The sequence below is a fragment of the Actinoplanes sp. NPDC051470 genome, assembly GCF_040682035.1.
GTDB lineage: Bacteria > Actinomycetota > Actinomycetes > Mycobacteriales > Micromonosporaceae > Actinoplanes.
The window spans coordinates 1-24762 of sequence record NZ_JBFBAA010000051.1 but is presented as its reverse complement, the minus strand read 5'-3'; the positions used below and the strand labels follow the sequence as shown (position 1 = coordinate 24762).

Here is a 24762-nt window from a genome sequence, read left to right as displayed (position 1 = left end):
TGCGGACCGCCAGGCGGACCGCCCTACGCTCCGAGCGCGTGATAGCCGCCGTCGACGTGCACGATCTCACCGGTGGTGGCCGGGAACCAGTCGGAGAGCAGGGCGCAGATCGCCTTGGCGGCCGGCTCCTTGTCCGCCAGATCCCAGCCCAGCGGCGCGCGCTCGGTCCACGCGTCCTCGAACTGCTGGAAGCCGGGGATCGACTTGGCCGCCATGGTGCGCAGCGGGCCGGCCGACACCAGGTTGCTGCGGATGCCCTGCTTGCCCAGGTGCAGCGCGAGGTAGCGGGACGCCGACTCCAGCCCCGCCTTGGCCACGCCCATCCAGTCGTAGACCGGCCACGCCTTGGTCGCGTCGAAGGTCAGCCCGACCACGCTGCTCCCGGCGCCGAGCAGCGGCAGGCACGCGGTGGCCAGCGCCTTGTACGAGAACGTGGACACCTCGAGCGCCTTGGCCACGTCGGGCCAGCCGGCGTTGAGGAACTCGCCGCCCAGCACGCTCTGTGGTCCGAAGGCGATCGAGTGCACCACGCCGTCGAGCCCGTCCACGTGCTCGCGAACCTTCCCGGGCAGCGCCGCCAGGTGCTCCTCGCTGGTCACGTCCAGCTCGATGACCGGGGCCGGCCCGGGCAGCCGCTTGGCGATCCGCTCGACCAGCGACATCCGGCCGAAGCCGGTGAGCACCACGGTCGCGCCCTGCTCCTGCGCGATCTTCGCGGCGCTGAACGCGATCGACGCGTCGGTGATCACCCCGGTGATGAGCAGCCGCTTACCGTCCAGCAGTCCGGACAAGGTCCCTCTTTCCGTTGTCGCTCTGGGAGAAGCTTCAGTGGCCCATGCCGAGGCCGCCGTCGACCGGGATGACCGCGCCGGAGATGTACCCGGCGGCGTCGCCGGCCAGCCAGGCCACCACGGACGCCACCTCGTCGGGCTGGGCCAGCCGGCCGGCCGGGATCGCGGCCAGGATCTCCTTGCGCCGCGCCTCGGTGAGCGCCTCGGTCATGTCGGTGTCGATGAAGCCCGGCGCCACCACGTTCGCGGTGATGTTGCGGCTGCCCAGCTCGCGGGTGATCGACCGGGCCACGCCGACCAGGCCGGCCTTGCTCGCCGCGTAGTTCACCTGGCCGGCGCCGCCGGCCAGGCCGACGACCGACGAGATGAAGATCATCCGGCCCCACTTGGCCCGCAGCATCTTGGACGACGCGCGCTTGGCGACCCGGAAGGCGCCGGTCAGGTTGGTGTCGAGCACCCGGGTGAACTGGTCCTCGGACATCCGCAGCAGCAGCGTGTCGTCGGTGATCCCGGCATTCGCGACCAGCACCTCGACCGGGCCGAGCTCGGCCTCGATCGCGCCGAAGGCGGCGTCGACCTGCTCGGAGTCGGTGATGTCGCATCGCACGCCGAACATGCCCTCGGGCGCGCCGCTGCCCCGGTGGGTGATCGCCACCCGGTCACCCTGCTTGACGAACGCCTGCGCGATGGCCAGGCCGATGCCACGGTTGCCGCCGGTCACCAACACGGTGCGGGCCAACGGGAGCCTCCCTCATGTCATACCCAGGTATGAGAACGATGAGCAGACCACGGGCCGACGCGAGCCTCGCGCCATCGCCGTAACCTGCTGGGAATGGAGACTAGCGGCCTGGCCGCCGCCCCCGAAGCCACGGGCCCGTTCGGTGGTCTGCGTCGCCTCTGGCTCGGCCCGACCACCCGGCTCACGCCACCACGCGACAACACCTTCCTGCGGTACGCCGTGCCGCTCGCCGTCCTCGGGCTCATCGGCCTGATCGTCGCCAACGCCGCCTTCCTCCAGGACAGCCGGGAGATGTCCGGCTGGTCGGCCCTGCTGCTCTCGGTGCTGACCGTCGGGCCGATCGTCATCGCCGTCCGCAACCCGGTCGTCGGGTGGCGGTTCGCCTACCCGATGCTCATCGTGGGCGCGATCGGCGCGAAGTCCACCGACGCGTGGCCGTGGGCGCCGATGCACATCATCGCGTTCCTGGCCGGCATGCTGCTGATGGCCTTCACCCAGGACACCTCGATCACCATCTGGGCGACCGGGTTCAACATCGTGGTGCCGTTCCTGTTCGCCGACACGGGCAACGCGTACGGCGTGGCGGTGCTCTTCGCCGCCGTGGCGTTCGCCGGCGACATGGTCTCCCGGCGGCGCCGCAGCAAGAGCCAGCTGGCCGAGCAGGCCGAGCTCACCGAGCTGGAACGCGCGCGGCGGGCGGTCCTCGAGGAACGCACCCGGATCGCCCGCGAGATGCACGACGTGGTGGCCCACCACATGTCGATGATCGCGGTGCAGGCCGAGACCGCGCCGTTCCGGGTGGCCGAGCTCAGCGACCCGGCCCGGGCCGAGCTGGCCACCATCGCCGAATCGGCCCGGTCGGCCCTGTCCGACATGCGCCGCCTGCTCGGGGTGCTGCGGGCCGACGACGAGAAGGCGCTCAAGGCGCCGCAGCCCGGGCTCGACGAGCTGTCGGTGCTGGTCGACAAGGCCCGGCAGGCCGGGGTGGAGCTGAGCGTCGAGGCGACCGTGCTGACCACGGTGCCCGAGGCGGTCGGGCTGGCGGCATACCGGATCATCCAGGAGGGTCTGGCCAACGCGGCCCGGCACGCGCCCGGCCGGCCGGTCCGGCTCGAGGCCCGCGCCGAGGACGAGCAGCTCATCCTGGTGATCCGCAACGAGAGCGACCATCCCGACGCCGTGGTCGACGGCGAGGGGCACGGCCTGCGAGGAATGCGGGAACGCGCCGAGCTGCTGGGTGGGACCCTGCGGACCGGGCCGGACGGCGCCGGTGGGTTCCGGGTCGAGGCCACCCTGCCGTACACGTCGGAGGACACCCCGAAATGATCAAGGTGCTGATCGTCGACGACCAGGCGATGGTGCGCCAGGGCTTCGGGGCGCTGCTGTCCGCACAGACCGACATCGTGGTGGTGGGCGACGCCGAGGACGGCGAGGCGGGCCTGGCCAAGGCCCGTCAGCTCGGGCCCGACGTGGTGCTGATGGATGTCCGGATGCCGCGGATGGACGGCCTCGAAGCCACCCGGCGGCTGCTCGGCGGGCGTCCGGCCGGGGACGAGCGCGGCCCGAAGGTGCTCATCCTCACCACCTTCGACCTCGACGACTATGTGTACGAGGCGCTCCGCGCCGGGGCCAGCGGCTTCCTGCTGAAGGACGCGCCGGCCGCCGACCTGGTCAACGCCGTGCGCGTGGTGGCGGCCGGCGAGGGCCTGCTCGCACCGACCGTGACCCGCCGCCTGATCGCCGAGTTCGCCGCCCGCCCGCACACCGACCGCCCCCGGCCGACCGCGCTGAACGCCCTGACGCCACGGGAGACCGAGGTGCTGCGGCTGATCGCCCGCGGCCGGTCCAATCAGGAGATCACCGAAGATCTGGTGGTCGCCGAGCAGACCGTGAAGACCCACATCGGACGGATCCTGGCCAAGCTCGGGCTGCGCGACCGGGCCCAGGCCGTGGTGTTCGCGTACGAGTGTGGTCTGGTCGCCGTCGGCGAATAGCACCCCGGTACGACGCCGTGGTTCCGACTCCGGTGTGACGATCGTCGACCGGCCGCGGCCGCACATTGCGGCCCATGTCCAAGCCGCTGCTGAGTGCCGCCGCCCTGCTCCTCCTCACCGCGCCGATCCCGGTCCATCCCGCGACCGCGGCCCCGGCCCCGGTGCCGGCCCTGCCGTCGTTCGCGGTGGCCTACCGGGACTCGGCCGCGGCGATGCAGCGGGCCGGCGGGCCGTACGCCACCTGGGCGGGCCGGCGCTTCCTGTCGTTCGACCCGGCGGGCGACGGCACCGCGGTCGAGGTGGTCGGCGACCTGACCAAGGCCGACCGGGTCGTAATCCTGGTGCCGGGGGTGGACACCACGCTGAAGAACTTCGACCGCGGCCTGGGCGGGGTGGCCCGCCGCGCGCCGGCCGTGCAGGCGCGGGCCGTCTACTGGAAGCTGCGCACCACCGACCGCAAGGCGAAGGTGGCCGTGGTCGCCTGGCTCGGCTACGACCCGCCGGAGGGCATCGGCCTCGCCGCCGTACGCGAACAGCGCGCCCGGGCCGGCGCCCGCGCCCTGGCCGGCTTCGTCGAGGGTGTGCGCCGCCAGCGCCCGCGGGCCTCGGTGACCCTGGTCGGGCACAGCTACGGTGCCATTGTGGTCGGTCTGGCCGCGCCCCGGCTCCCGTTCGTGCACGACGTGGTCGCGCTCGGCGCCCCCGGCATGGGCGCCGCCCACGCCTCGGATCTCGGCGGCGCGCGGGTGTGGTCGGCGCTGGCGCCCGCGGACTGGATGCGGCGCATCCCCCAGCTGCGCGTCTTCGACCTGGGCCACGGCCGCCGCCCGTCCGACCCGTCGTTCGGCGCCTTGCCGCTGCCCACCGACGGCGTGGCCGGGCACGACTACTACCTCACCCCCGGCTCGGCCACCCTCGACGCCGTCGCCCAGGTCGCCCTCGGAACGGAGACAGCATGACCACCACGGACCTCCACCCGGTCACCGCCGGGCGTGACCACAGCATCGATGTCGTCCGGGCGATCGCGGTCGTCGGCGTGGTCGGCGGCCACTGGCTGGTGACCGGCCTGGTCATCGGCGACGGCGGCGCCTGGCACCAGGCCAGCCCGCTGCGGGCGATGCCCGGTCTGGCCCCGGTCTCGTGGTTCTTCCAGACCCTGGCCCTGCTGTTCTTCGCCGGCGGTTTCGGCGCCGGCCGCCGCCGCGATCCCGGCTCGGGTGCGGGCCGCCGGAGCAGGCCCGGCCCCTTTGCTCTGAGCGCGTATCGGCAACACCACTCAGAAGCTGCACCTCGGCGACGCGGCGCGCTGCGGAAGCTGGCCCTGCCGGTCGCGGTGCTGCTGGCCGGCTGGGCCGTGGTGCTGCTCGTGGCCACCCTCGCGGACGTGCCCTGGGGAACCCGGCGGACCATCGCCATGCTCGTGATCAGCCCGCTCTGGTTCCTGCTCCCCTATCTCGCCCTGCGGGCCGTGACCCAGCCGCTGGCCCGGGCCGTCGACCGCGTCGGCCCGCTGCCCCTGGTGGCGCCCGGGATCGCCCTGGTCGCCCTCTCCGACGCCGGCCTGGCCCCGCTGTGGCTGGCCGTACCCGCCGCCTGGTCGGTCCCGTGGATCCTGGGCATCGCCGTGGCCCGCCGCGGCCGCTCCAGCCTGCCCGCCCGCACCCTGATCGTGGCCGGCGTCGCCGCGATGGCCGCGCTGGTGCTGATCCTCGACTACCCGGCCTCGGCGGTGGGCGTGCCCGGCGACGGTCGTTCCAACCTCTCGCCGCCGTCCCTGTTCGCCGTGGCCCTCGGGCTGGCCCAGATCGGCCTCTACCTGATCATCGCCGGCCGGGCCGGGCGGCTCGATCGGGGTAGTCCGAACGGCGTGGTCCGGTCACTCAATCGAGCCGCCCTGCCGATCTATCTCGGACACCAGTCGGTGCTGGTGGCCACCACCGGCGTGGCCGCGCTGATCGCCGGCGGACCCGTGAACGGCCTGCTCAGCGCCCCGACCGGACCCCACTGGATCATCACCCGGCTGGCGTGGCTACCATTCCTCGCGCTCGTCCTCGCCGGCCTGATCCGGGTCGCGTGGCCGACGACACGACGCTCCCGGGGCGGCTTGGTCCGCGATTAAGCGGTAAGCTCCCCAACGGCCCGAAGACCGCTACGACTGACGGAGGTGATCGCTGTGCGAGATAGCGATCCTCCCAGTCGTGGCCGGGCCGCTCGTCCGCGTGTCTGACCCGCTGACGTAGAACCCGTCCTCTCCCCCGCCGTGCCGCCCTGCCGGGCGGAAGCGGTGTTCGTCGTGTGCGCCGCGACCCTGGGGAGGTGGACGCCGGCCGCGACGTGACGTGCGCGCTTTCCGAGTGCTGAAAACCCTACGGAAGGTACGTCCGATGAGCCGTTTCGTTGCGCCTCTGACCTTCACCATGGCCGCCGCCTGGGTGGTCGTCGTCTTCGTCCTGCTGCACGGCAACTCCTGAGCCGCCGCGCAGCAGGCAAGACCCGAAATCTACGGCAGGCGGGAAGTCCACAGCAGACTCATCGCGGCCGCCACCAGGCCGAAGGCCAGCGCCGCGCCCGCGTACCACTGGGTGACCTCGCGTGAGGCCACCCGGTGGCCGATCGACGAGCCCATGTCCTCGTAGACCTTCTTGAGCTCGCTGACCGAGGCCGCCTCGTAGAAGTAGCCCTTGGTGGACTCCGCGAGCTGCTGCAGCGACAGCCGGTCGACCGGCACGCGCTGGAGCTGCCCGCGGATGTCCACGACGCCGGTGTCGGTGCCGAACGCGATGGTCGACACCGGCACGTTCGCGGCCAGCGCCGCGGCGCCGGCGTCCTCCACCGAGCGCCCGGACGTGCGGTAGCCGTCGGACAGCAGCACGATGCGGGCCGGCGGGGCGCCGTCGGCGCCGTCGGCGGGAACGGATCGGATCGCGTCCAGCGACGTGAACACCGCCTCGCCGGTCGCCGTCGCCTCGGCCAGGGTCAGACCCTCGATGCCGGCGATCACCGAGGACCGGTCCTTGGTGGGTGGCACGACCACGTTCGCCGACTTGGCGAAGGACACCAGCCCGAGGTTGTAGGTGGGCGGCAGCTCCTGGACGAACGCCTTGGCCGCCTCCTGGGCCGCCTCGAGCCGGTTGGGCGCCACGTCGTCGGCCTCCATCGACAGCGACACGTCGATGGCGAGCATGACGGTGGCGCGTTCCAGCGGCTCTTCCTTGTCGATCGAGGGCCGGGCCATCGCCGCGCCCAGGGCGACCAGGCTGAGCAGGAACGCGCCGGCCGCCGCGTGGCGACGCCAGCCCAGCCCGCGGGGCGCGAGGGTGCGCAGCAGGTCGACGTTGGTGAAGCGCATCGCGTACTGCCGCTTGCGGAACTGGCGCCAGACGTAGACGCCGGCGACCACGATCACCGGCAGCAGGGCGAGCAGCCAGAGCGGTTGCAGGAAACGGATCATCGTGTGGTCCCCCGGGTGCGTGCGTGCCGCTGGGCGGCGACGAATCGGACCGTGTCCAGGAGCCAGTCGGTGTCGGTGCGCAGCCGCAGGTGGGCCGCGCCGGCCGCGCGCAGCGCCCGGGCGATGGCGTTGCGCTGCTCGCCGGCCGCCTCCGCGTACTTCTGGCGCAGCGCCGGATCGGACGTCTGCACCTCGTGCAGCTCGCCGGTCTCGGGATCGGCCAGGGCCAGCACCCCGACATCCGGCAGCTCCAGCTCGCGTGGGTCGACCACCTCGATGGCCAGCACGTCGTGGCGCACGCCGAGCTTGCGGACCGGGCGCGCCCACGAGTCGACCGGCGCCAGGAAGTCGGAGATCACCACGGCCACACCGCGCCGGCGCGGTGGGCGGTTGAGCCGGTCGATCAGCTCACCCAGGTCGGTGCGGCCGGGCTTGATCTGGGTACGGGCGATCGCCCGCAACAGGCCCTGAGCCTCTTTGCGGCCGGGCCGGGCGGGCAGCCGCACGATGCCGTCGGGCTGGCCGTCGGGCTGGCCGGCGGGCTGTTCGGCCGGTGCCGCGGCCGGGGTGGAGCGCCGCCAGCGCCCGAAACCGCGTCCGCCCTGGCGTACCGGAACCCCGGAACCCGTGCCCACCACCGCGCCGATTCTATTGCCGCCGCGCACCGTCAGGTGTGCCATCGCGGCCGCGGCCGCGATCACCAGGTCGCTCTTGAGCCACTGGGCGGTGCCGAAGGCGAGGCTGGCCGACAGGTCGATGGCCATCCAGGTCTCCAGCTCACGGTCGGCCACGGTCCGCCGGACGTGCGGCGTCGTGGTGCGGGCGGTGACCGGCCAGTCCATCCGCCGGACGTCGTCGCCGGCGCGGTACTCCCGGGACTCGCCCGCCTCGCTGCCCGGCCCGGGCAGCAGTCCCGCGTAGTCGCCCTGGAGCAACCCGTCGAGCTTGCGCGTGACCAGCAGCTGCAACCGGGACAGGACGGCCTCGGCCCGGGCGGTGCCGCCGTCCGTCGCCGCCGGTAGTCCCGTGCCGTTCTGGGTCATTGCTGGCCCGGCCACACGTTTCCAGGCTGGTGGGGCTGGTGGGCCGGGTCGGGGATCGCCGAGGCGGGTACGCCCGAGACGGGCTGCGGCTGGTGGCCGTTCGGCGAGGCGCCCTGTCGAGCGGCGACCGACGGCATCGGGACGCTCTGCATGATGCGGGCGACGATGTGGTCGGCCGGCACGTCGTCGGCGAGCGCGTCGTAGCTCAGCACCAGCCGGTGGCGCAGGATGTCGGGCACGATGTCCTGCAGGTCCTGCGGCAGCGCGTAGTCGCGGCCGCGGAGCAGGGCCAGCGCCCGGGTGGCCCGGACGATGCCGAGCGAGGCGCGCGGGCTGGCGCCGTACTGCACGAGCTGGGCCACGTCGGGCATGCCGTGCTGGGCCGGGGCGCGGGTGGCCAGCACCAGCCGGACCGTGTAGTCGACCAGCGCGTTGTGCACGAACACCTGGTCGGCGCGGCGCTGCAGGGCGACCAGGTCTTCCGGGGTGAAGACCGCCTTCGGCTCGGGCGGGCTGACGCCCATCCGGTAGACGATCTCGCGCTCCTCGGCGTCGGTCGGGTAACCGACCAGGATCTTCATCAGGAACCGGTCGCGCTGGGCCTCGGGCAGCGGGTAGACACCCTCCTGCTCGATCGGGTTCTGGGTGGCCATCACCAGGAACGGGTCGGGCACGGCGTGGCTCTCGCCGCCGATCGACACCTGGTGCTCGGCCATCACCTCGAGCAGCGCCGACTGCACCTTGGCCGGCGCCCGGTTGATCTCGTCGGCGAGCAGGAAGTTGACGAAGACCGGACCGAGCTCGACATCGAACTTCTCGCTCGACTGCCGGTAGATGCGGGTGCCGACGATGTCGGAGGGCACCAGGTCGGGCGTGAACTGGACCCGGGAGAACGTGCCGCCGACCACCCGGGCCAGCGTCTCGACGGCCAGCGTCTTGGCGACGCCCGGGACACCCTCGAGCAGGCAGTGGCCGCGGGCGAGCAGGGCCACGAACATCCGCTCGACCATCCGGTCCTGTCCGACGATGACCCGCTTGACCTCGAACATGGCCCGCTCGAGCTGGGTCGCGTCCTCGGCCGGCGTCACCGGGGTCGAACTGGTCGGATTGTCGGGCGTGGTCGGCTGGGCCACCGGTCCTCCACAGCGGGGTTGGGTCGTGCCGGCTCGGGTGCCGACGCTCAAGGTTTACACGAGCATCCTGGGAGCGTACGGGCAGGCGCTGTTTTACGCTCCGACCGGCATGACCACCATCAACCTCAGTGTCGATCTTTCTGCGCGATCCGCCGGAACTCCCACGCCCTCGGGGGTGGACGGGCCTGCCGATCACCCGTGTAATATTCGATGCGCCGCCGGGCGACTTCCCCCGTGGTCGCCCGGCGGCGAAAGCCTTGAGGCCCTGTGTCCGCAGAATGCGCAGACCGGGGCCTTTCGCATGCCGGTCTGGGGGCCGCGCCCCCAGACCCCCGGCCACGGGGAGCCGTCAGTGATCCCGGCCTATGGTTGACGGGTGGCTGAGGCAGACATCCAGTGCAGCGCCAAGGGCTGCCGTGCGCGCGCGTCCTTCGAGCTGCTGTGGCAGAACCCCAAGATCCACACCTCGGACCGGCGCAAGACATGGCTGGCCTGCGACGATCATCGTCAATCGCTCGGCGACTTCCTGGACGTTCGGGGCTTCCTGCGTGAGGTACGGCCTTTCACGCCGATATCTCCTAGGCTCTAGGCGTGAACCAGCCCTCTGTGATCGATCCGTTGGAGCCCTGGCCCGACTCTGTCGAATGGCGCCGGGTCTCCCCCAAGTTGATCACTGTGGAGCTGATCAGCCGGGGCATCATGGTGCTGATCGTGATGGCCGGGTTGCTGGTCGGCTGGCTGCTCACCGACTTCTGGCTGTTCCCGGCGCTGATGGGGGCCAACCTGCTGCTGGCCGTCTGGCGGGCGTTCATCACGGTTCGCGCGGTCAAGGCCTGGGGGTACGCCGAACGCGACCACGACCTGCTCGTCCGCCACGGCCTGCTGATCCGCCGCCTGTCCATCGTCCCGTACGCCCGCATGCAGTACGTGGACGTCACGGCCGGCCCGCTGGAGCGCGCGTTCGGCCTGGCCGGTGTGCAGCTGCACACCGCCGCCGCGGCCAGCGACGCCAAGATCCCGGGGCTGCCGCCGGAGGAGGCGTCGCGGCTCCGCGACCGGCTGACCGCCCTGGGCGAGGACCGGGCCGAGGGCCTGTGAGCACCGACCCGCACCCTTCCCCTTCGGTCGCGGCCGGCGATCACCCCGCGGTCGCGGCCGAGGAGCCCCGGCGGCGGTTGCATCCGCTGAGCCCGGTGCTGCACGGCGCCAAGTCGATCGCGGTGATCGTGGTGGCGCTGTCCTGGCAGACGCTGGCCCAGATCGGCTTCGAGCGGTTCGCGCTGGTCGTCCTCGGCCTGGCCGTCGCCGTGGTGATCTTCTCGCTGATCAACTGGCTGAACACCGGCTACCACGTGGTCGGCAAGGAGCTGCGGATCCAGGACGGTCTGCTCTGGCGGCGCAACCGGGCCATCCCGCTGGAACGGCTCCAGGCGGTGGAACTGCGCCGCCCGCTGCTCGCCCAGCTGACCGGCCTGGCCGAGCTGCGGCTCGAGGTGGTCGGCGGGGGCAAGACCGAGGCGCCGCTGGCCTATCTGACCGTACGGGACGCCGGCGCCCTCCGTGAGCGGCTGCTCGCGCTGGCCGGGCGTACCCAACCGGGCGAAGCCGTGGCAACGCCCGGCGCGACCGGCGCACCGGCCCTGGAACGCCCCCTGCTCCGCGTGCGCAACCACGACGTCGTGCTCAGCCAGCTGCTCACCCCGCAGGCGTTCTTCCTGCCGTTCGGTGTCGCCTTCGTGGTCATGCAGACCGTGCTGGAGGGCAGCTGGACCTTCATCGGCATCGCGTCGACGATCACCGCGATGGCCGGTGTGCTGCTCCAGCCGGTGCGCCGGGTGCTGCAGGACTGGGACTTCCGGCTGGCCCGGGACGCCGGCGGCCGGCTGGTCGTGCGCTACGGGCTGCTGGAGACGCGCAGCCAGGTGGTGCCGCTGCACCGGGTGCAGTCGGTGGGCGTGACCTGGCCGCTGCTCTGGCGCAGCAAGAAGTGGCTCAACCTGCGGCTCGACATCGCCGGGTACGCCGGGCCGCAGGGCAGCGGCGACAGCAAGCGCTCGGACCGGCTGCTCCCGGTCGGCGACAACGAGACCGCCCGCGGGCTGATCTGGGAGGTGCTGCCGGGCGTCGACCTGCTCGCGCTGCCGACCACGCCGCCGCCGGACCGGGCCCGGGCGCTGCACCCGTTCGCGCTGCGCCGCTACGGCGTGGGGCTCACGCCGGAGGTGTTCGTGACCCGCTGGGGGCTGCTCACCCGGCAGATGTCGCTGGTGCCGTACGCCCGGCTGCAGAGCGTCCGGGTCATGCAGGGCCCGATCCAGCGCCGTCTCGGCCTGGCCACGCTCTACGCCGACACGGCCGGCGGCCGGGCCGGTGTGGCCCACGACCGCGACCTGCGCGAGGCCTACGCCCTGGCCGACGAGCTGGCGAACCGGGCCCGCCTGGCCCGCAACCCGGCCCCTCTGGCCACCGGCGAGGTCGCACCGCCCGCCCCGGAACCGGAAGCGGGCCTGACTCCGGCTCCGGCCTCGGACGACGAGGTCTGGCAGCGTCCCTAGACTCACCGGCATGGAATTCCCGGAGTTCGCTCCCGGCCTCAGCGCCAAGCTCGAGCTGACCGTCACCGATGCCGACACCGCGCAGGCGGTCGGTTCCGGCGACGTGCCGGTGCTGGCCACGCCGCGGGTGCTGGCGCTGGCCGAGGCGGCCACGGTCGCGGCCACCGCGCGGCAGATGCCCGGCGGGGTCACCACGGTCGGCACCCGCGCCGAGGTGGAACACCGTGCGCCCACCCCGCTCGGCCGCACGGTCACGGCGACGGCCACGCTGGCCAAGGCGGACGGCCGGAAGCTGACCTTCGACGTGACGGTCCGCGACGGCGAGCAGGTGGTGGCCGAGGTGCGGGTCGAGCGGGTGCTGCTCGACCGCCAGCGCTTCATCGAGCGAGCCACCGGGGCGTAAGCATTTGCCTAAAGCGTTTAGGCAAAGTATGAATGCCTTATGGCACGGGCGGGTCTCACCACCGAGAAGCTCGTCGTGGCCGGCGCCGAGCTGGCCGACGAGGTGGGCTTCGAGCACGTCACCGTGTCGGCGGTGGCCCGCCGGTTCGACGTCAAGGTGGCCAGCCTCTACTCCCACCTGAGCAGCTCCGACGACCTGAAGACCCGGATCGCCCTGCTCGCCCTGGCCGAGATGGCCGACCTGGTGGCGGCGGCGCTGGCCGGCCGCTCGGGCAAGGACGCGCTGTCCGCCGCCGCGAACGTCTACCGCGACTACGCCCACGAGCACCCCGGGCGGTACGCCGCGGCCCAGCTGCGCCTCGACCCGGCGACGGCCGCGGCCAGCGCCGGGCCCCGGCACGCCGAGATGATGTTCGCCATCCTGCGCGGCTACGACCTGCCCGACGCCGAGCAGGTGCACGCCGTCCGGCTGCTCGGCAGCGTCTTCCACGGCTACGTGCGGATGGAACTGGGCGGCGCCTACGACCACCGCCGGCCGGACACCGACGCGAGCTGGCCCCGCATCCTCGACGCCGTCGACGCGGTACTCCGGAACTGGCCCTCGCCCGAGAAAGGCTGATCTCCCATGCAAGAGTTTCTCAAAGGCGCGATCGAGGTCGAGCGGACGCCCGACGGCCTCGTGCCCCACCGGCTGCCCGCCTGGGCCCGCGCCCAGTGCCCCGACCCGCAGCTGGCGATGGTGGAGAGCCAGCCGTCCGGCGTACGCCTGGAGTTCCGTACCCGGGCGACCTGGATCGAGCTCGACGCCCGCCGCACCGTGATCAGCCTGGCCGGCGCCCCCGCCCGCCTCGGTGGCGTGTTCGACCTGGTCGTCGACGGCAAGCTCGCCGGGCAGGCGACCGCGACCGGCGGCGACCTGGTGACCATCGACATGGCCACCGGCACCGCGCAGACCACCCGCGGCCCGGTCGGCACCGCGCGTTTCGCCGACCTGCCCGAGGGCGAGAAGGACGTCGAGATCTGGTTGCCGTACCAGGAGACGACCGCCCTGGTCGACCTGCGCGCCGACGCCCCGATCGAGCCGTTGCCGGACCGCGGCCGCAAGGTCTGGCTCCATCACGGCAGCTCGATCAGCCACGGCTCCAACGCCGCGAGCCCGACCGCGATCTGGCCGGCCCGGGCGGCCGCCGCGGCCGGCGTCGAGCTGGTCAACCTGGGCCTGGGCGGCAGCGCGCTGCTCGACCCGTTCACCGCCCGGGTCATGCGGGACACCCCGGCCGACCTGATCAGCGTCAAGATCGGCATCAACATCGTGAACGCCGACCTGATGCGCCGCCGCGCCTTCGCCCCCGCCGTGCACGGCTTCCTGGACACGATCCGCGACGGCCACCCGGACACGCCGCTGCTCGTGGTCTCGGCGATCTGGTGCCCGATCCACGAGGAGACCCCGGGCCCGGGCGACTTCGACCCGGCCGCGCTGGCCGAGGGCCGGTTCGGCTTCCGCGCCACCGGCGACCCGGCCGACGTGGCCCGGGGCAAGCTCACCCTGGGCGTGATCCGCGAGGAGCTGGCCGCCGTGGTGGCCCAGCGCTCGCCGGGCGACCCGAACCTGAGCTACCTGGACGGCCGCGAGCTCTACGGCCCCGACGACTACGCCGAGCTGCCGCTGCCCGACGAGCTGCACCCGGACGACGCGGCCCACGCGCGCATCGCCGAGCGCTTCGTGACGGCCGGCTTCCTCCAGGTCTAGACGGGTCTAGACGGGTCTAGACGAGCGCGCCCCAGCGGGCGGTGAGCTCCTCCTGGGTGGGCATGGCCACGGCGCCGCCGGGGCGTTCACAGACCAGGCCGGCGACGGCGAGGGCGAAGCGGACGTTGCGCTCCCAGCCGGCCAGGCCGGCCGGGAAACCGTCGGAGAGCAGGCGGCGGATCAGGGCGGCCATCACCGAGTCGCCGGCCCCGGTGGCGTCGACCGCGTTCACGGACGGGGCCGGCAACATCGAGCCGCCTTCGGGCACCGCGGCGTAGGCGCCCTGGGCGCCGCAGGTGACGACGACGGCCCGGGCCCCGAAGGCGAGGATGCGTTCGGCGGCGGTCTGTGCGGAGGCGCCGTCGTAGAGCACCTCGGCGTCGGCCAGGCTCAGCTTGACCAGGTCGGCGCGGGCGAAGAACTCCTCGGCCAGCTCGCGCTGGGCGTCGACGGCGGCCCGGTCGGGCAGCAGGGTCGGGCGGACGTTCGGGTCGAAGACGCGCAGCGGGCCGTCGACCCGCCAGGCGGCCCGGGCGGCCTCCCGGAACGGGTCGCGGAGCAGGCAGATCGAGCCGGCGTAGACCACGTCGGCGCCGGCCAGCAGGCCGGTGTCCAGGTCGGCCGCCTCCAGCAGGACGTACGACGGGGGCTCGCCGTAGAACGTGAAGGTCGGCTCGGCGCCCTCGAAGGTGGTCACGGCGAGCGTGGTCGGTACCGGCACCCGCTTGAGCAGCCGGGTGCCGACGCCGGTGGCGCGCAGGAACTGGGCGATCCGGTCGCCGAGGATGTCGTGGCCGAGCGAGCCGGCGAACTGCGTCTCGCCGCCGAGCCGGGTGACCCCGACCGACACGTTCAGCGGCGCCCCGCCGATGGCCTGGCGGTAGATCAGCTCGCCGTCCCGATCGGTCTCCAGCAGGTCGACCAGCGATTCACCGAGCACCACCGCGTAACCCATGAACGACCTCCCGTGTCATCTGACCGTAAGCCTTACCGGCGGCGGCGGCGAAAGCCAGGTGCGTGCCCTTTTAGATCGGTTTTGAGATGATTCGGACATGCGCCGCTTGTTGATCATCCTGCCCGCTCTGGTCGTTGCCGGGTGTGCGGCCTCCCCGTCCGACCCGGTGGTCGTGCCGTTCGAGTCGCCGGCCGCGATCCAGGCCAAGCCGATGACCCCGGGACTGTTCGCGTCCGGCGGCGCGCAGACGGGCATGGCCGACACGATCGCCGAGGGCACCTTCGAGGCGAAGAGCACGACCGCGATCACGTACGAGCCACGAATCGTCCCGGCCGGCGCGGCCGCCCATGTCACGATGACCCCGGTGGCCACCGGCATGCAGGTGCGGCTGGCGGTGACCGGGATGCTGCCGCGTCGCACGTACGGCGCCCACCTGCACACCATGCCGTGCGTGGCCGGGGCGCCGGCCTCGGCCGGACCGCACTACCAGCACAACGCCGACCCGTCGAAGCCCTCGGTCGACCCGTCGTTCGCCAACCCGGCCAACGAGGTGTGGCTGGACTTCACCGCCGACCGGCTCGGCGCGGCCACCGCCACGGCCGTGCTCACCTGGGCCTTCGACGAGCTGAAGCCGCCCCGGTCGCTCGTCGTGCACACCGCGCGTACGCGTACCGAAGAAGGTTTTGCCGGAACGGCCGGAGAGCGAGTGGCCTGCCTGACCCTGCCCGGATGACGGTACGGTCAGAGGTGGACCGAGACGGGAGGACCCCCAGCATGTCCGAGCAGCAATCCCAGCCGCCCCAGGCGAAGACCGAGAGCCACGACCCGGACTACCCCGAGGCGTTCCTGCAGTTCATGAGGACGGGCTGGCGTGATGACGCTCTGGCCGTGACGCCGCGGGCCGAGGGCCCCAACCACGCCAAGCGGCGGGCGGCGCTCTCCGACGCGTTCCCGGACGAGACGCTGATCATCCCGAGCGGCGTCGAGAAGGTGCGGGCCAACGACACCGACTACCACTTCCGGCCCGGCAGCGACCTGGTCTACCTGACCGGCGACCGCGACCCCGAGAGCGTGCTGGTGCTCCGGCCGACCGGCTCGGGCCACGACGCGGTGCTCTACACCCGGCAACGGAACTCCAAGGAGACCGACGCGTTCTTCCGCAGCCGCGACGGCGAGCTGTGGATCGGCCGGACCCACACGCTGGCCGAGAAGTCGACCGAGCTGGGCGTCGAGACGGCGCCGTACGCGGAGCTGGGCCGTGCCCTGGCCGAGGCCGCGCCGGCCCGCACCCGGGTGCTGCGCGGGCTCGACCCGAACGTCGACCGGGCCGTCCTGGCCTACGAGCCCGACCCGGCCAACCGCCGCGACCGCGACCTGGCCCGGGCGATCTCCGAGCTCAAACTGGTCAAGGACGAGTGGGAGATCGCCCAGCTGCAGGACGCGATCGACGCCACCGTGCGCGGCTTCGAAGACGTCGCGCGGGTGCTGCCGGCCGACCGCCCGGTCAAGGAACGCCTGCTCGAGGGCGTCTTCGGCCTGCGCGCGCGCCATGACGGCAACGACGTCGGCTACACCTCGATCGTCGGCGCCGGCCCGCACGCGACCATCCTGCACTGGGTGCGGAACACCGGCATGACCACGCCGGGCGAGCTGCTGCTGATGGACATGGGCGTCGAGGGGCACAACTTCTACACCGCCGACGTGACCCGCACGGTGCCCGTCTCGGGCTCGTTCACCCCGCTGCAGAAGCAGGTGTACGACATCGTGCACGCGTCGCAGCAGGCCGGCATGGACTACATCCGGCCCGGCGTGGTGCACCGCGACGTGCACCAGGTCTGCATGCGGGTGCTGGCCGAGGGGCTCCACGATCTGGGCCTGCTGCCGGTGAGCGTGGACGAGGCGATGGAGAAGACGTCCACGGTGTACCGGCGCTGGACGCTGCACGGCTTCGGCCACATGCTCGGCCTCGACGTGCACGACTGCTCGTCGGCCCGCAAGGAGAAGTACACCGACGGCCCACTGGGCGAGGGGTACGTGCTGACGGTCGAGCCCGGCCTCTACTTCCAGCCGGAAGACGACCTGGTGCCCGAGGAACTGCGCGGCATCGGCGTCCGCATCGAGGACGACGTGCTGGTCACCTCGGACGGTTGCAAGAACCTGTCGGCCGGGCTGCCCCGCAGCTCGGACGAGGTGGAGAAGTGGCTGGCCTCCCAGCGCGAGGCCGGCCCGCGCCTCCCCGGATAACACTCACGGGCCCGGGGCGTACTCGCTGACCTTGAAACAGGTCGCCCCGCCGTTCTCCTCCTCGGCCCGGTTGACGACCACCGCGATCGGGTGGCCGTCGGCCGGGTCGAAGGACATGGTCGCGTCGGCGCCGTCGTCGATCGCGGTCTGCGCCAGCTCGACCATGCCGCCGAGCGTGGGCACCTCGACCTCTTCCTCGCCCTGGGTGGCCTTGCCGTCGGTCCGCTCGGTCTTCGCGATCTCGCCACCGGCCACCGTGATCCGGAACTTGCCGGTCGACGTGGTGCCGTCGCAGGTGCGGTCGGCCACGAAGGAGTAGTTCGCCGGCTCGGTCCACGGCGGCGGTGACCCGGCCGTGGCCGGCGACGGTTGCGGGTCGCCCTCGTCGGCGGTGCATCCCGCCAGGAGAAGGAGAGCCGCCGCGACGGGGATGATGCGCTTCACGGCGGCACTCTAATCGGTGGTGGCCCAGGCCGGTATCCGCGGCCCGGATGCCGCCCTGGGCTACCACTGTCGGGCGACCACGGTCAGGCGACGAACACCGCGACCGTCCGCCCGGGGACGGTGATCTTCCCGCCGGCCGCCGTCGCCTCCCGCAGGAGCGGATCGGCCGAGGACACCAGGGACGGGTGCAGCCGCAGGCCGTCGGGCGCGTCGGTGGTGAAGACCGACGACGTGGCGTTGAAGACGACCAGGTGCTGCCGCCAGCGCTGGTCCAGCCCGGTCCCGTCCAGGGCCATCACGATCACCCCGGGCGTCTCGCCCGGCCCGCCCAGCGGGAAGCTCACCCGCCGCTGCACCTCGTCGGCCGTCGGCAGCCCGAACACCGGCGCCTCCCGGCGGATCCGCAGCAGCTCGCGATAGCGTTCCGCGGTCATCGCCACAACATCGGGTGGCGGCACCAGCGACGGGTCGCCGAGCAGCGGCCGGGCCAGGTGCCAGACCGCCGCGTTGTCCGGCGCCGGCGGCAGGCCCGCCCCGAAACCGTTGCCCTGGGCCGGATCCCAGCGGATCTGGTTGAACCAGTCCCCCGAGTCGTACGAGTTGCGGTCGAGCGACTTGGACCGCAGCCGCTCGCTGCCCAGCGCGATGAAGCCCACGCCCTGGCTGAGCACCACCATCGACAGCGCCAAGACCTGCATCCGGGCCCGTTCGACCGGCGGGAGCGAGGGTGGCAGCTTGTAGACCAGCGCGTCGTACAGGATCTCGTTGTCGTGCGCGTCCACGTAGATCACCGACTCGCCCGGCGCGGCCGCGTAGCCGCTCGGCGAACCGTGATGATCGACCTGCGCGCCGGACCGCTCCTGGCCGGTGTGGGTGACGAACCGGTACGACGCGAGCCCGCCGGCCAGCCCGACCTTGATCGAGTCGTGCAGCCACAGCGGCGTGCGTGACCCCAGCCCGGACGCGAAGCCGGGCACCGTCGGGTCGCCGTGCGCGCTGCCACCCCGCACGGCGTCGCGCAGCCGGTCGTTGAACGTGCCGATCCCGGTGCCGGCCATGTTCACCTGGGTCGCCTGGGCGAACCGCTGGTCGTACGCCACCTCGCCGAAGTTCCAGCCCTCGCCGTACAGATAGATGTCCTTGCCGGAGACGCCCTCCACATCGGCGGTCAGGTGGTCGAGCGCGACCCGCACCTCGAGGATGTTGGCCCGCGGGTGATGCCCCATCAGGTCGAACCGGAAGCCGTCGACCTTGTAGTCGCGGGCCCAGGTGACCACCGAGTCGACCACCAGGCGGCCCATCATCATGTGTTCGGGCGCGGTGTTCGAGCAGCAGGTGGACTCGGCGACCGTGCCGTCGGCCAGCAGCCGGTGGTAGTAGCCGGGCACGATCCGGTCGAGCACGCTCATCCGGTGCAGCCCGTCGGCCATCGTGTGGTTGTAGACGACGTCCATCACCACGCGCAGCCCGGCGGCGTTCAGCGCGGCGACCATCTCACGGAACTCGCGGATCCGGGCCGGGCCCTCGGGCTGCACCGCGAAGCTGCCCTCCGGCGCGGTGTAGTGCCACGGGTCGTAGCCCCAGTTCCAGCCGTCCTCGGCCGCCACGGCCAGCACCGCCCGCTGCTGCTCGGGCGAATCGGGGGGCAGAGCAGCAAGATCACATTGGGGTACGGCCTGAGCCGCGCGCCGATCGGGAACGGTGGAGAAGTCGAACGCGGGCAGCAGATGCAGGTGGGTGAGCCCGGCGTCGGCCAGCGAGCGCAGGTGGCGTGTCCCGGCCGACTCGGCGGCGAACGCGGCATAGGTTCCGCGCTGCTCCGGCGGCACCGACTCGTCGGCGATCGAGAACTCGCGGACCGACACCTCGGCGATCTGCATCCGGGCCGGCTCGACCGCGGGCGGCTTGTCGAGCAGGTCCCAGCCGGGCGGGGCGAGGGCCGGGTCGGCCAGGTCGGCGATCAGGCTGTGGGTGGAGTCGACGGCCAGGCCCACCGAGTAAGGATCGGTCACGCTCGTGGTGACCACGGCCTGCGCCGCCGGGTGCCACACCTCGACCCGGAAACGGTAGTAGCGCCCCAGCCACTTGCGCTTGCCGGCGATCGACCACACGCCGGTGACCGGGTCGCGGTCCATCGGCAGAACCTTGGGCTCGGCATCCGGCGTCTTGAACAGCTCGAACGCCACCGAGCGGGCGGTCGGCGCCCACACCGACAGGACCGGCTTCTCCTCGTCCATCACCGGCCCGAGCGGCGCCTCCCGCGCGTCGGCGTAGAGGTCGTCGAGCACGCCCGGCAGCTGCACGCCGGTCAGCACGGTGAGCCGGCCGTCGTCGTCCCGGCCGGCCACCAGCAGCTGGCCCCGCAGCAGGTGGGCCAGCGACCCGGTGCCCAGCTCGCGGACCGCGAACGCGGCGTAGGCGCGCAGATGGGGGAACTTGATGCTCTGCGACTGGAACAGGCCGCCCGGCCGCGCGGTGAGCGGCAGCGTGCTGTGCTCGCCGGTCAGGTCGCCGCCGTCCCGGCGCAGGCCGCCGTCGGCCGCCGCGACCAGGGCGAAGGTCGAGGCGCGGGCAGCGAGCTCGGCCGGGAGGGCGATGGTGGTGCGGTCGGCGAACACGGCGAGGGCGCGGGCCGGGTCGAGCTCGGGTCCGAGGGTACGCAGGGCCGGCCGCACCGGCGCCGGCTCGCCCGCCAGCAGCCACACCTCGCGGGTCTCGGTCAGGTCGAGGCGCTGGTCGTCGGGCAGGTCCTTGTGGTCGCCGCGGTGCAGCACGAAGCGCAGGCCGACGGCATCCGGCCGGACCGGCACCCGGAAGACCGCCCCGAAGCTGTCGTGCGAGAGCGGGCTCAGCGGCGTACCCCAATCGGGTTTGCTCGTCGTTCCCTCCCAGGCGTGCAGGCCCCACCCGCCGTAATCCCCGCCCGGCCGCCGATAGTGGATGACGACGTCTTCTGGTCTTTCGGTGGCGGGTCTTTCGGTGGCGGGCGGCGAGGTGCCAACTGTCGCGTCACCTTCGGTGAGCCAGATCTCCGGGCTCACCCCGGGATCGACCAGCCGATCCGCCGGCACGTCCTTGGCGCCCGACCGGTCGACCACCAGGAAGCCGACCTGGTGGGCGTCGTCGTCGAGCCGCACCCAGGCGAACCGGCCCCACGCGTCCTCGCCCGCGAACGGGTGCCCGCCCGGGTACCCGGTCATCTCGCCCGGCGCGATGTCGCCCCACGCGTGCAGGGACCACGCCGAGTAATCGCCGTCGGCCCGCCGATAGTGCACGACAAGCCATTGAGGCCTGCTGAGGTGCTGTTTCGCCGGGGCCGGGATGATCGCGGTCGTGGTCACCCGGCCACTATCGCACCGGGGTACGTCGATTTTTCATCGTGTCGCGATCACCGTGGTGATTCGTGGTCCCTCGGTGTCCGCCCTGACCAGGTATCGGTAGCTCTCACCGGGGACGGCCCGGCCGGCCGAGTCGAGGTACTCCCACTCGACCGCCACCATCGCCAGCGCGTCGCTGAGCCGCTGCACGTCCAGGATCTGGGCGTGCGCGGCGACAATCTGTTGCTCCTGGTACGCCGGGGCCGCCCCGAGGAACGACAGCGCCACGGCGGCCGGCGAGGCGAACGTGAAACTGTACGTATCGGCCACCACCATTCCCGGCAGCGCGTAGCACCTCGCCACCGCGGTCACGTCGCCCCTGGTCAGGGCCGCGCCGTACCGGTCGAAGAAGTCCGTGAGGTGGTCCAGATCCGTGATCGCCTTCACGGAACGCGATATTTCCACAGCGTGACAAGGCGAAACGCACGTTTGTGCGACTGTCACCCTGACTTGCGGAAAAATACAAGACGGACGTACGGTTTACTGGATTACGAGGGACCCTCAGTTAGGTCGACCTAACTGGAAACGGGCCGTGACCGGTGCGAAAGACTGCTGAGGACGACTCACGGTCGGGTGTGCGCGAAGGGAGCTGACGTGGCCAGCCTGGACACCTTTGGTGCGAAGAGCGAGCTGCGCGTCGGGGACGCGAGCTACGAGATTTTCACGATCGACAAGGTGGAGGGCCACGAACGGCTGCCCTACTCCCTGAAGATCCTGCTGGAGAACCTGCTGCGGACCGAGGACGGCGCGAACATCACCGCCGACCACATCCGCGCGCTGGGCGGGTGGGACTCCTCCGCCGACCCGAGCGTCGAGATCCAGTTCACGCCGGGCCGGGTGCTGATGCAGGACTTCACCGGCGTCCCCTGCGTCGTCGACCTCGCCACCATGCGCGAGGCCGTCCGTGACCTGGGTGGCGACCCGGCCAAGGTGAACCCGCTGGCCCCGGCCGAGCTGGTCATCGACCACTCGGTGATCGCCGACCTGTTCGGCCGCGCCGACGCCTTCCAGCGCAACGTCGAGCTGGAGTACCAGCGCAACCGGGAGCGCTACCAGTTCCTGCGCTGGGGCCAGACCGCGTTCAACGAGTTCAAGGTCGTCCCGCCCGGCACCGGCATCGTGCACCAGGTCAACATCGAATACCTGGCCCGCACGATCATGGCACGTGCAGACTCGGCTGGCGTTGTTCAGGCGTACCCCGACACCCTGGTCGGCACCGACTCGCACACCACCATGGTCAACGGCCTGGGCGTGCTGGGCTGGGGCGTGGGCGGCATCGAGGCCGAGGCCGCGATGCTCGGCCAGCCGGTCAGCATGCTGATCCCGCGGGTCGTCGGCTTCAAGCTGAACGGCGAGATGCCGGCCGGCACCACCGCCACCGACCTGGTCCTCACGATCACCGAGATGCTCCGTGAGCACGGCGTGGTCAGCAAGTTCGTCGAGTTCTACGGCCCCGGCGTGAGCGCGGTGCCGCTGGCCAACCGGGCCACCATCGGCAACATGTCGCCCGAGTACGGCTCGACCGCGGCGATCTTCCCGATCGACCAGGAGACCATCAAGTACCTCCAGCTCACCGGTCGCTCGTCGGAACAGGTCGCCCTCGTCGAGGCGTACGCGAAGCGCCAGGGCCTGTGGCTTTCTCCCGAGGCCGAGCCGGACTACTCCGAGCGCCTCGAACTCGACCTCTCCACCATCGTGCCGTCGCTGGCCGGCCCGAAGCGGCCGCAGGACCGGGTTCCGCTGAACAACGCCAAGCCGATGTTCCGGGACGCGCTGGCGAACTACGTCTCCGCCACCGGCCCCACCGACGAAGCGTCCGAGGAGTCCTTCCCCGCGTCCGACCCGCCCGCGAATCATGTGTCTGACAATTCCGATAAACCGCACATCTTCTCTGCGGCGAACGGGGCTGACGGACGCCCGTCCAACCCGATCCGGGTGACCAACGAGGACGGTGTCGAGTTCGAGCTCGACCACGGAGCGGTGGTCATCGCCGCCATCACGTCCTGCACCAACACCTCGAACCCCCAGGTCATGATCGGCGCGGCGCTGCTGGCCAAGAACGCGGTCGATCGCGGCCTGACCAGCAAGCCGTGGGTCAAGACGACCCTGGCGCCCGGGTCCAAGGTGGTCATGGACTACTACGACCGGGCCGGCCTGACTCCGTACCTGGACAAGCTCGGTTTCAACCTGGTCGGCTACGGCTGCACCACCTGCATCGGCAACTCCGGCCCGCTGCCCGAGGCGATCTCGGCCGCGGTCAACGAGAACGACCTCACCGCCGTCTCGGTGCTCTCCGGCAACCGCAACTTCGAGGGCCGGATCAACCCCGACGTCAAGATGAACTACCTGGCCTCGCCGCCGCTGGTGGTGGCCTACGCGCTGGCCGGCACGATGGACCTCGACATCACCACCGAGCCGCTCGGCACCGGGTCGGACGGCCAGCCGGTCCACCTGGCCGACATCTGGCCCAGCGCCAAGGAGATCGACGACGTGATCGCCTCGGCGATCGGCGCCACCGGCTTCTCGGCGGCCTACTCCGACGTCTTCGCCGGCGACGAGCAGTGGCAGTCGCTGCCGACCCCGACCGGTGACACCTTCGAGTGGGCGCCCGACTCGACCTACGTGCGCAAGCCCCCCTACTTCGAGGGCATGTCGGCCGACCCGACCCCGGTGAACGACATCTCCGGCGCGCGGGTGCTGGCCAAGCTGGGCGACTCGGTCACCACCGACCACATCTCGCCGGCCAGCTCGATCAAGCCCGACTCCCCCGCCGGCCAGTACCTCGCCGAGCACGGCGTCGACCGTCGCGACTTCAACAGCTATGGCTCCCGCCGCGGCAACCACGAGGTGATGATCCGCGGCACCTTCGCCAACATCCGGCTCCGCAACCAGCTGGTGCCCGGCGTCGAGGGCGGCTTCACGGTCAACCACCTGACCGGCGACCAGAGCACCATCTACGACGCATCGGTGGCCTACCAGGAGGCCGGCGTGCCGCTGGTGATCCTGGCCGGCAAGGAGTACGGCTCCGGCTCGTCACGGGACTGGGCGGCCAAGGGCACCATGCTGCTCGGGGTGCGCGCGGTGATCGCCGAGTCGTACGAGCGCATCCACCGCTCCAACCTGATCGGCATGGGCGTCCTGCCGCTGCAGTTCCCGCCCAAGACCAGCGCCGAGTCGCTCGAGCTGTCCGGCACCGAGACCTTCACCATCACCGGCGTGACCGCGCTCAACGACGGCACGATCCCGCCCACGGTCACCGTCCGCACCGACACCGGCGTCGAGTTCCAGGCCGACGTCCGCATCGACACCCCCGGCGAGGCCGACTACTACCGCCACGGCGGCATCCTCCAGTACGTCCTCCGGAAGATGCTCAACAGCTGAGTCGGCTCTCTCTTTGCGGCCCGTCGCTCCCTCATCCGGAGCGGCGGGCCGATCTTTTTGGCACGTCGTAGCCGGGTGATGGGTGCTGACCGTCGCTTCCGAGCCGCCTTCTGGAAGATCAAGAGCTTGATGTCGTAGCCGGGTGGTGCGTTCAGACCGCTGCTCCCGGTACCCCTTTGTCAAGGGGTGCTGGGAGTGTGGGGTGGTTTAGGCTTGGGGTGGCGGGTCCGGGTTGTGACTTGTCCGAAGTGTCGATTTCGGGGTTGAGTCGGCCGCGCTGGATTTCAGAGTCGCCCCCGGGTGTCCTCCCGGACCCGTCCGGGGTCGTGTCGTTGGGTGTGGTTTTGGTGGTGTCGGTGGTCATCTGTCGCCAGACGAGGTCGGACAGGCGTCGTTTGAGGGCGCGGATGGCTTCTTTGGGTGTTTTGCCTTGGGCGAGTTTGCGTTGGTAGTAGTCGCGTCCTTCGCTGTTGTGGCGGATTTGGGCGAGGGCGGCGATGTGC

Annotated in this window: 22 protein-coding genes and 1 pseudogene; 13 read left to right on the top strand and 10 right to left on the bottom strand. The window is 71.8% G+C overall.

The window, feature by feature from the left end:
• Positions 1–23: 23 nt before the first annotated feature.
• Positions 24–791 carry an enoyl-ACP reductase FabI gene (fabI, locus tag AB0M54_RS45315; protein WP_364479062.1) on the bottom strand — a complete coding sequence of 256 codons (768 nt, stop codon included), beginning with the start codon at positions 789–791 and terminating at the stop codon, positions 24–26.
• 34 nt (positions 792–825) lie between these two features.
• A complete protein-coding gene (gene fabG / locus AB0M54_RS45310; RefSeq protein ID WP_364324973.1) occupies positions 826–1530 on the bottom strand; it encodes a 3-oxoacyl-ACP reductase FabG in 705 nt (234 codons plus the stop codon).
• A gap of 93 nt (positions 1531–1623) precedes the next feature.
• On the opposite strand from fabG, the gene AB0M54_RS45305 reads away from it, so the two are divergent.
• From AB0M54_RS45305 to AB0M54_RS45290, 4 genes are all read left to right on the top strand, one after another.
• Complete coding sequence (locus tag AB0M54_RS45305; RefSeq protein ID WP_364324976.1) at positions 1624–2856, top strand: sensor histidine kinase; 1233 nt, start codon at positions 1624–1626, stop codon at positions 2854–2856.
• On the top strand, positions 2853–3524 hold the full coding sequence (locus AB0M54_RS45300; RefSeq protein WP_364324979.1) for a response regulator transcription factor: 672 nt from the start codon (positions 2853–2855) through the stop codon (positions 3522–3524). Before AB0M54_RS45305 ends, AB0M54_RS45300 begins: the two co-directional genes overlap by 4 nt.
• Positions 3525–3598: 74 nt before the next feature.
• Positions 3599–4483, top strand: a complete 885-nt coding sequence (locus AB0M54_RS45295) for an alpha/beta hydrolase (RefSeq protein WP_364479059.1) — start codon at positions 3599–3601, stop codon at positions 4481–4483.
• Positions 4480–5643 carry an acyltransferase gene (locus AB0M54_RS45290; RefSeq protein WP_364479056.1) on the top strand — a complete coding sequence of 388 codons (1164 nt, stop codon included), beginning with the start codon at positions 4480–4482 and terminating at the stop codon, positions 5641–5643. The genes AB0M54_RS45295 and AB0M54_RS45290 overlap by 4 nt, the downstream gene beginning before the upstream one ends.
• A gap of 381 nt (positions 5644–6024) precedes the next feature.
• Here the strand turns inward: AB0M54_RS45290 and AB0M54_RS45285 are convergent, their stop codons facing one another.
• From AB0M54_RS45285 to AB0M54_RS45275, 3 genes are read right to left on the bottom strand one after another with little or no spacing between them, the layout of a single operon-like run.
• Positions 6025–6975, bottom strand: a complete 951-nt coding sequence (locus AB0M54_RS45285) for a VWA domain-containing protein (protein WP_364324988.1) — start codon at positions 6973–6975, stop codon at positions 6025–6027.
• The gene (locus tag AB0M54_RS45280) at positions 6972–8018 is read right to left on the bottom strand and encodes a DUF58 domain-containing protein (RefSeq protein WP_364325520.1); all 1047 of its coding nucleotides are present in this window, start codon (positions 8016–8018) and stop codon (positions 6972–6974) included. Before AB0M54_RS45280 ends, AB0M54_RS45285 begins: the two co-directional genes overlap by 4 nt.
• Positions 8015–9151 carry a MoxR family ATPase gene (locus AB0M54_RS45275; RefSeq protein WP_364324991.1) on the bottom strand — a complete coding sequence of 379 codons (1137 nt, stop codon included), beginning with the start codon at positions 9149–9151 and terminating at the stop codon, positions 8015–8017. The genes AB0M54_RS45280 and AB0M54_RS45275 overlap by 4 nt, the downstream gene beginning before the upstream one ends.
• A gap of 376 nt (positions 9152–9527) precedes the next feature.
• Between AB0M54_RS45275 and AB0M54_RS45270 the strand changes: the two genes are divergently transcribed.
• From AB0M54_RS45270 to AB0M54_RS45245, 6 genes are all read left to right on the top strand, one after another.
• On the top strand, positions 9528–9740 hold the full coding sequence (locus AB0M54_RS45270; RefSeq protein WP_364324994.1) for a hypothetical protein: 213 nt from the start codon (positions 9528–9530) through the stop codon (positions 9738–9740).
• A gap of 2 nt (positions 9741–9742) precedes the next feature.
• Entirely contained in the window at positions 9743–10249 is a 507-nt protein-coding gene (locus tag AB0M54_RS45265) for a PH domain-containing protein (RefSeq protein WP_364324997.1), read from the top strand.
• A gap of 77 nt (positions 10250–10326) precedes the next feature.
• Positions 10327–11706, top strand: a complete 1380-nt coding sequence (locus AB0M54_RS45260; RefSeq protein WP_364479090.1) for a PH domain-containing protein — start codon at positions 10327–10329, stop codon at positions 11704–11706.
• A gap of 10 nt (positions 11707–11716) precedes the next feature.
• The gene (locus AB0M54_RS45255) at positions 11717–12109 is read left to right on the top strand and encodes a hotdog domain-containing protein (protein WP_364325000.1); all 393 of its coding nucleotides are present in this window, start codon (positions 11717–11719) and stop codon (positions 12107–12109) included.
• A 39-nt stretch (positions 12110–12148) separates the two neighbouring features.
• A complete protein-coding gene (locus AB0M54_RS45250; RefSeq protein ID WP_364325003.1) occupies positions 12149–12727 on the top strand; it encodes a WHG domain-containing protein in 579 nt (192 codons plus the stop codon).
• Positions 12728–12733: 6 nt separating this feature from the next.
• Positions 12734–13858, top strand: a complete 1125-nt coding sequence (locus AB0M54_RS45245; RefSeq protein ID WP_364325006.1) for a GDSL-type esterase/lipase family protein — start codon at positions 12734–12736, stop codon at positions 13856–13858.
• Positions 13859–13874: 16 nt separating this feature from the next.
• Here the strand turns inward: AB0M54_RS45245 and AB0M54_RS45240 are convergent, their stop codons facing one another.
• On the bottom strand, positions 13875–14813 hold the full coding sequence (locus AB0M54_RS45240; protein ID WP_364479053.1) for a carbohydrate kinase: 939 nt from the start codon (positions 14811–14813) through the stop codon (positions 13875–13877).
• Positions 14814–14910: 97 nt separating this feature from the next.
• Here AB0M54_RS45240 and AB0M54_RS45235 point away from each other — a divergent pair, with 97 nt between their 5' ends.
• Positions 14911–15546 carry a superoxide dismutase family protein gene (locus AB0M54_RS45235; protein ID WP_364325012.1) on the top strand — a complete coding sequence of 212 codons (636 nt, stop codon included), beginning with the start codon at positions 14911–14913 and terminating at the stop codon, positions 15544–15546.
• 41 nt (positions 15547–15587) lie between these two features.
• A complete protein-coding gene (locus tag AB0M54_RS45230; protein ID WP_364479050.1) occupies positions 15588–17057 on the top strand; it encodes an aminopeptidase P family protein in 1470 nt (489 codons plus the stop codon).
• A gap of 3 nt (positions 17058–17060) precedes the next feature.
• On the opposite strand, the gene AB0M54_RS45225 is transcribed toward AB0M54_RS45230, so the two are convergent.
• The 3 genes from AB0M54_RS45225 to AB0M54_RS45215 form a co-directional block, all read right to left on the bottom strand.
• Positions 17061–17501: a DUF6174 domain-containing protein gene (locus tag AB0M54_RS45225; protein ID WP_364479047.1), complete on the bottom strand. Its 441-nt coding sequence runs from the start codon at positions 17499–17501 to the stop codon at positions 17061–17063.
• Positions 17502–17584: 83 nt separating this feature from the next.
• Positions 17585–20842 carry a pullulanase-type alpha-1,6-glucosidase gene (pulA, locus tag AB0M54_RS45220; protein WP_364479044.1) on the bottom strand — a complete coding sequence of 1086 codons (3258 nt, stop codon included), beginning with the start codon at positions 20840–20842 and terminating at the stop codon, positions 17585–17587.
• A 33-nt stretch (positions 20843–20875) separates the two neighbouring features.
• Entirely contained in the window at positions 20876–21265 is a 390-nt protein-coding gene (locus AB0M54_RS45215; protein WP_364325024.1) for a hypothetical protein, read from the bottom strand.
• A gap of 207 nt (positions 21266–21472) precedes the next feature.
• On the opposite strand from AB0M54_RS45215, the gene acnA reads away from it, so the two are divergent.
• Complete coding sequence (gene acnA, locus AB0M54_RS45210; RefSeq protein WP_364479041.1) at positions 21473–24259, top strand: aconitate hydratase AcnA; 2787 nt, start codon at positions 21473–21475, stop codon at positions 24257–24259.
• Between the two features lie 151 nt (positions 24260–24410).
• Here the strand turns inward: acnA and AB0M54_RS45205 are convergent.
• Positions 24411–24762: pseudogene (locus AB0M54_RS45205) on the bottom strand (hypothetical protein); the annotation flags it as partial.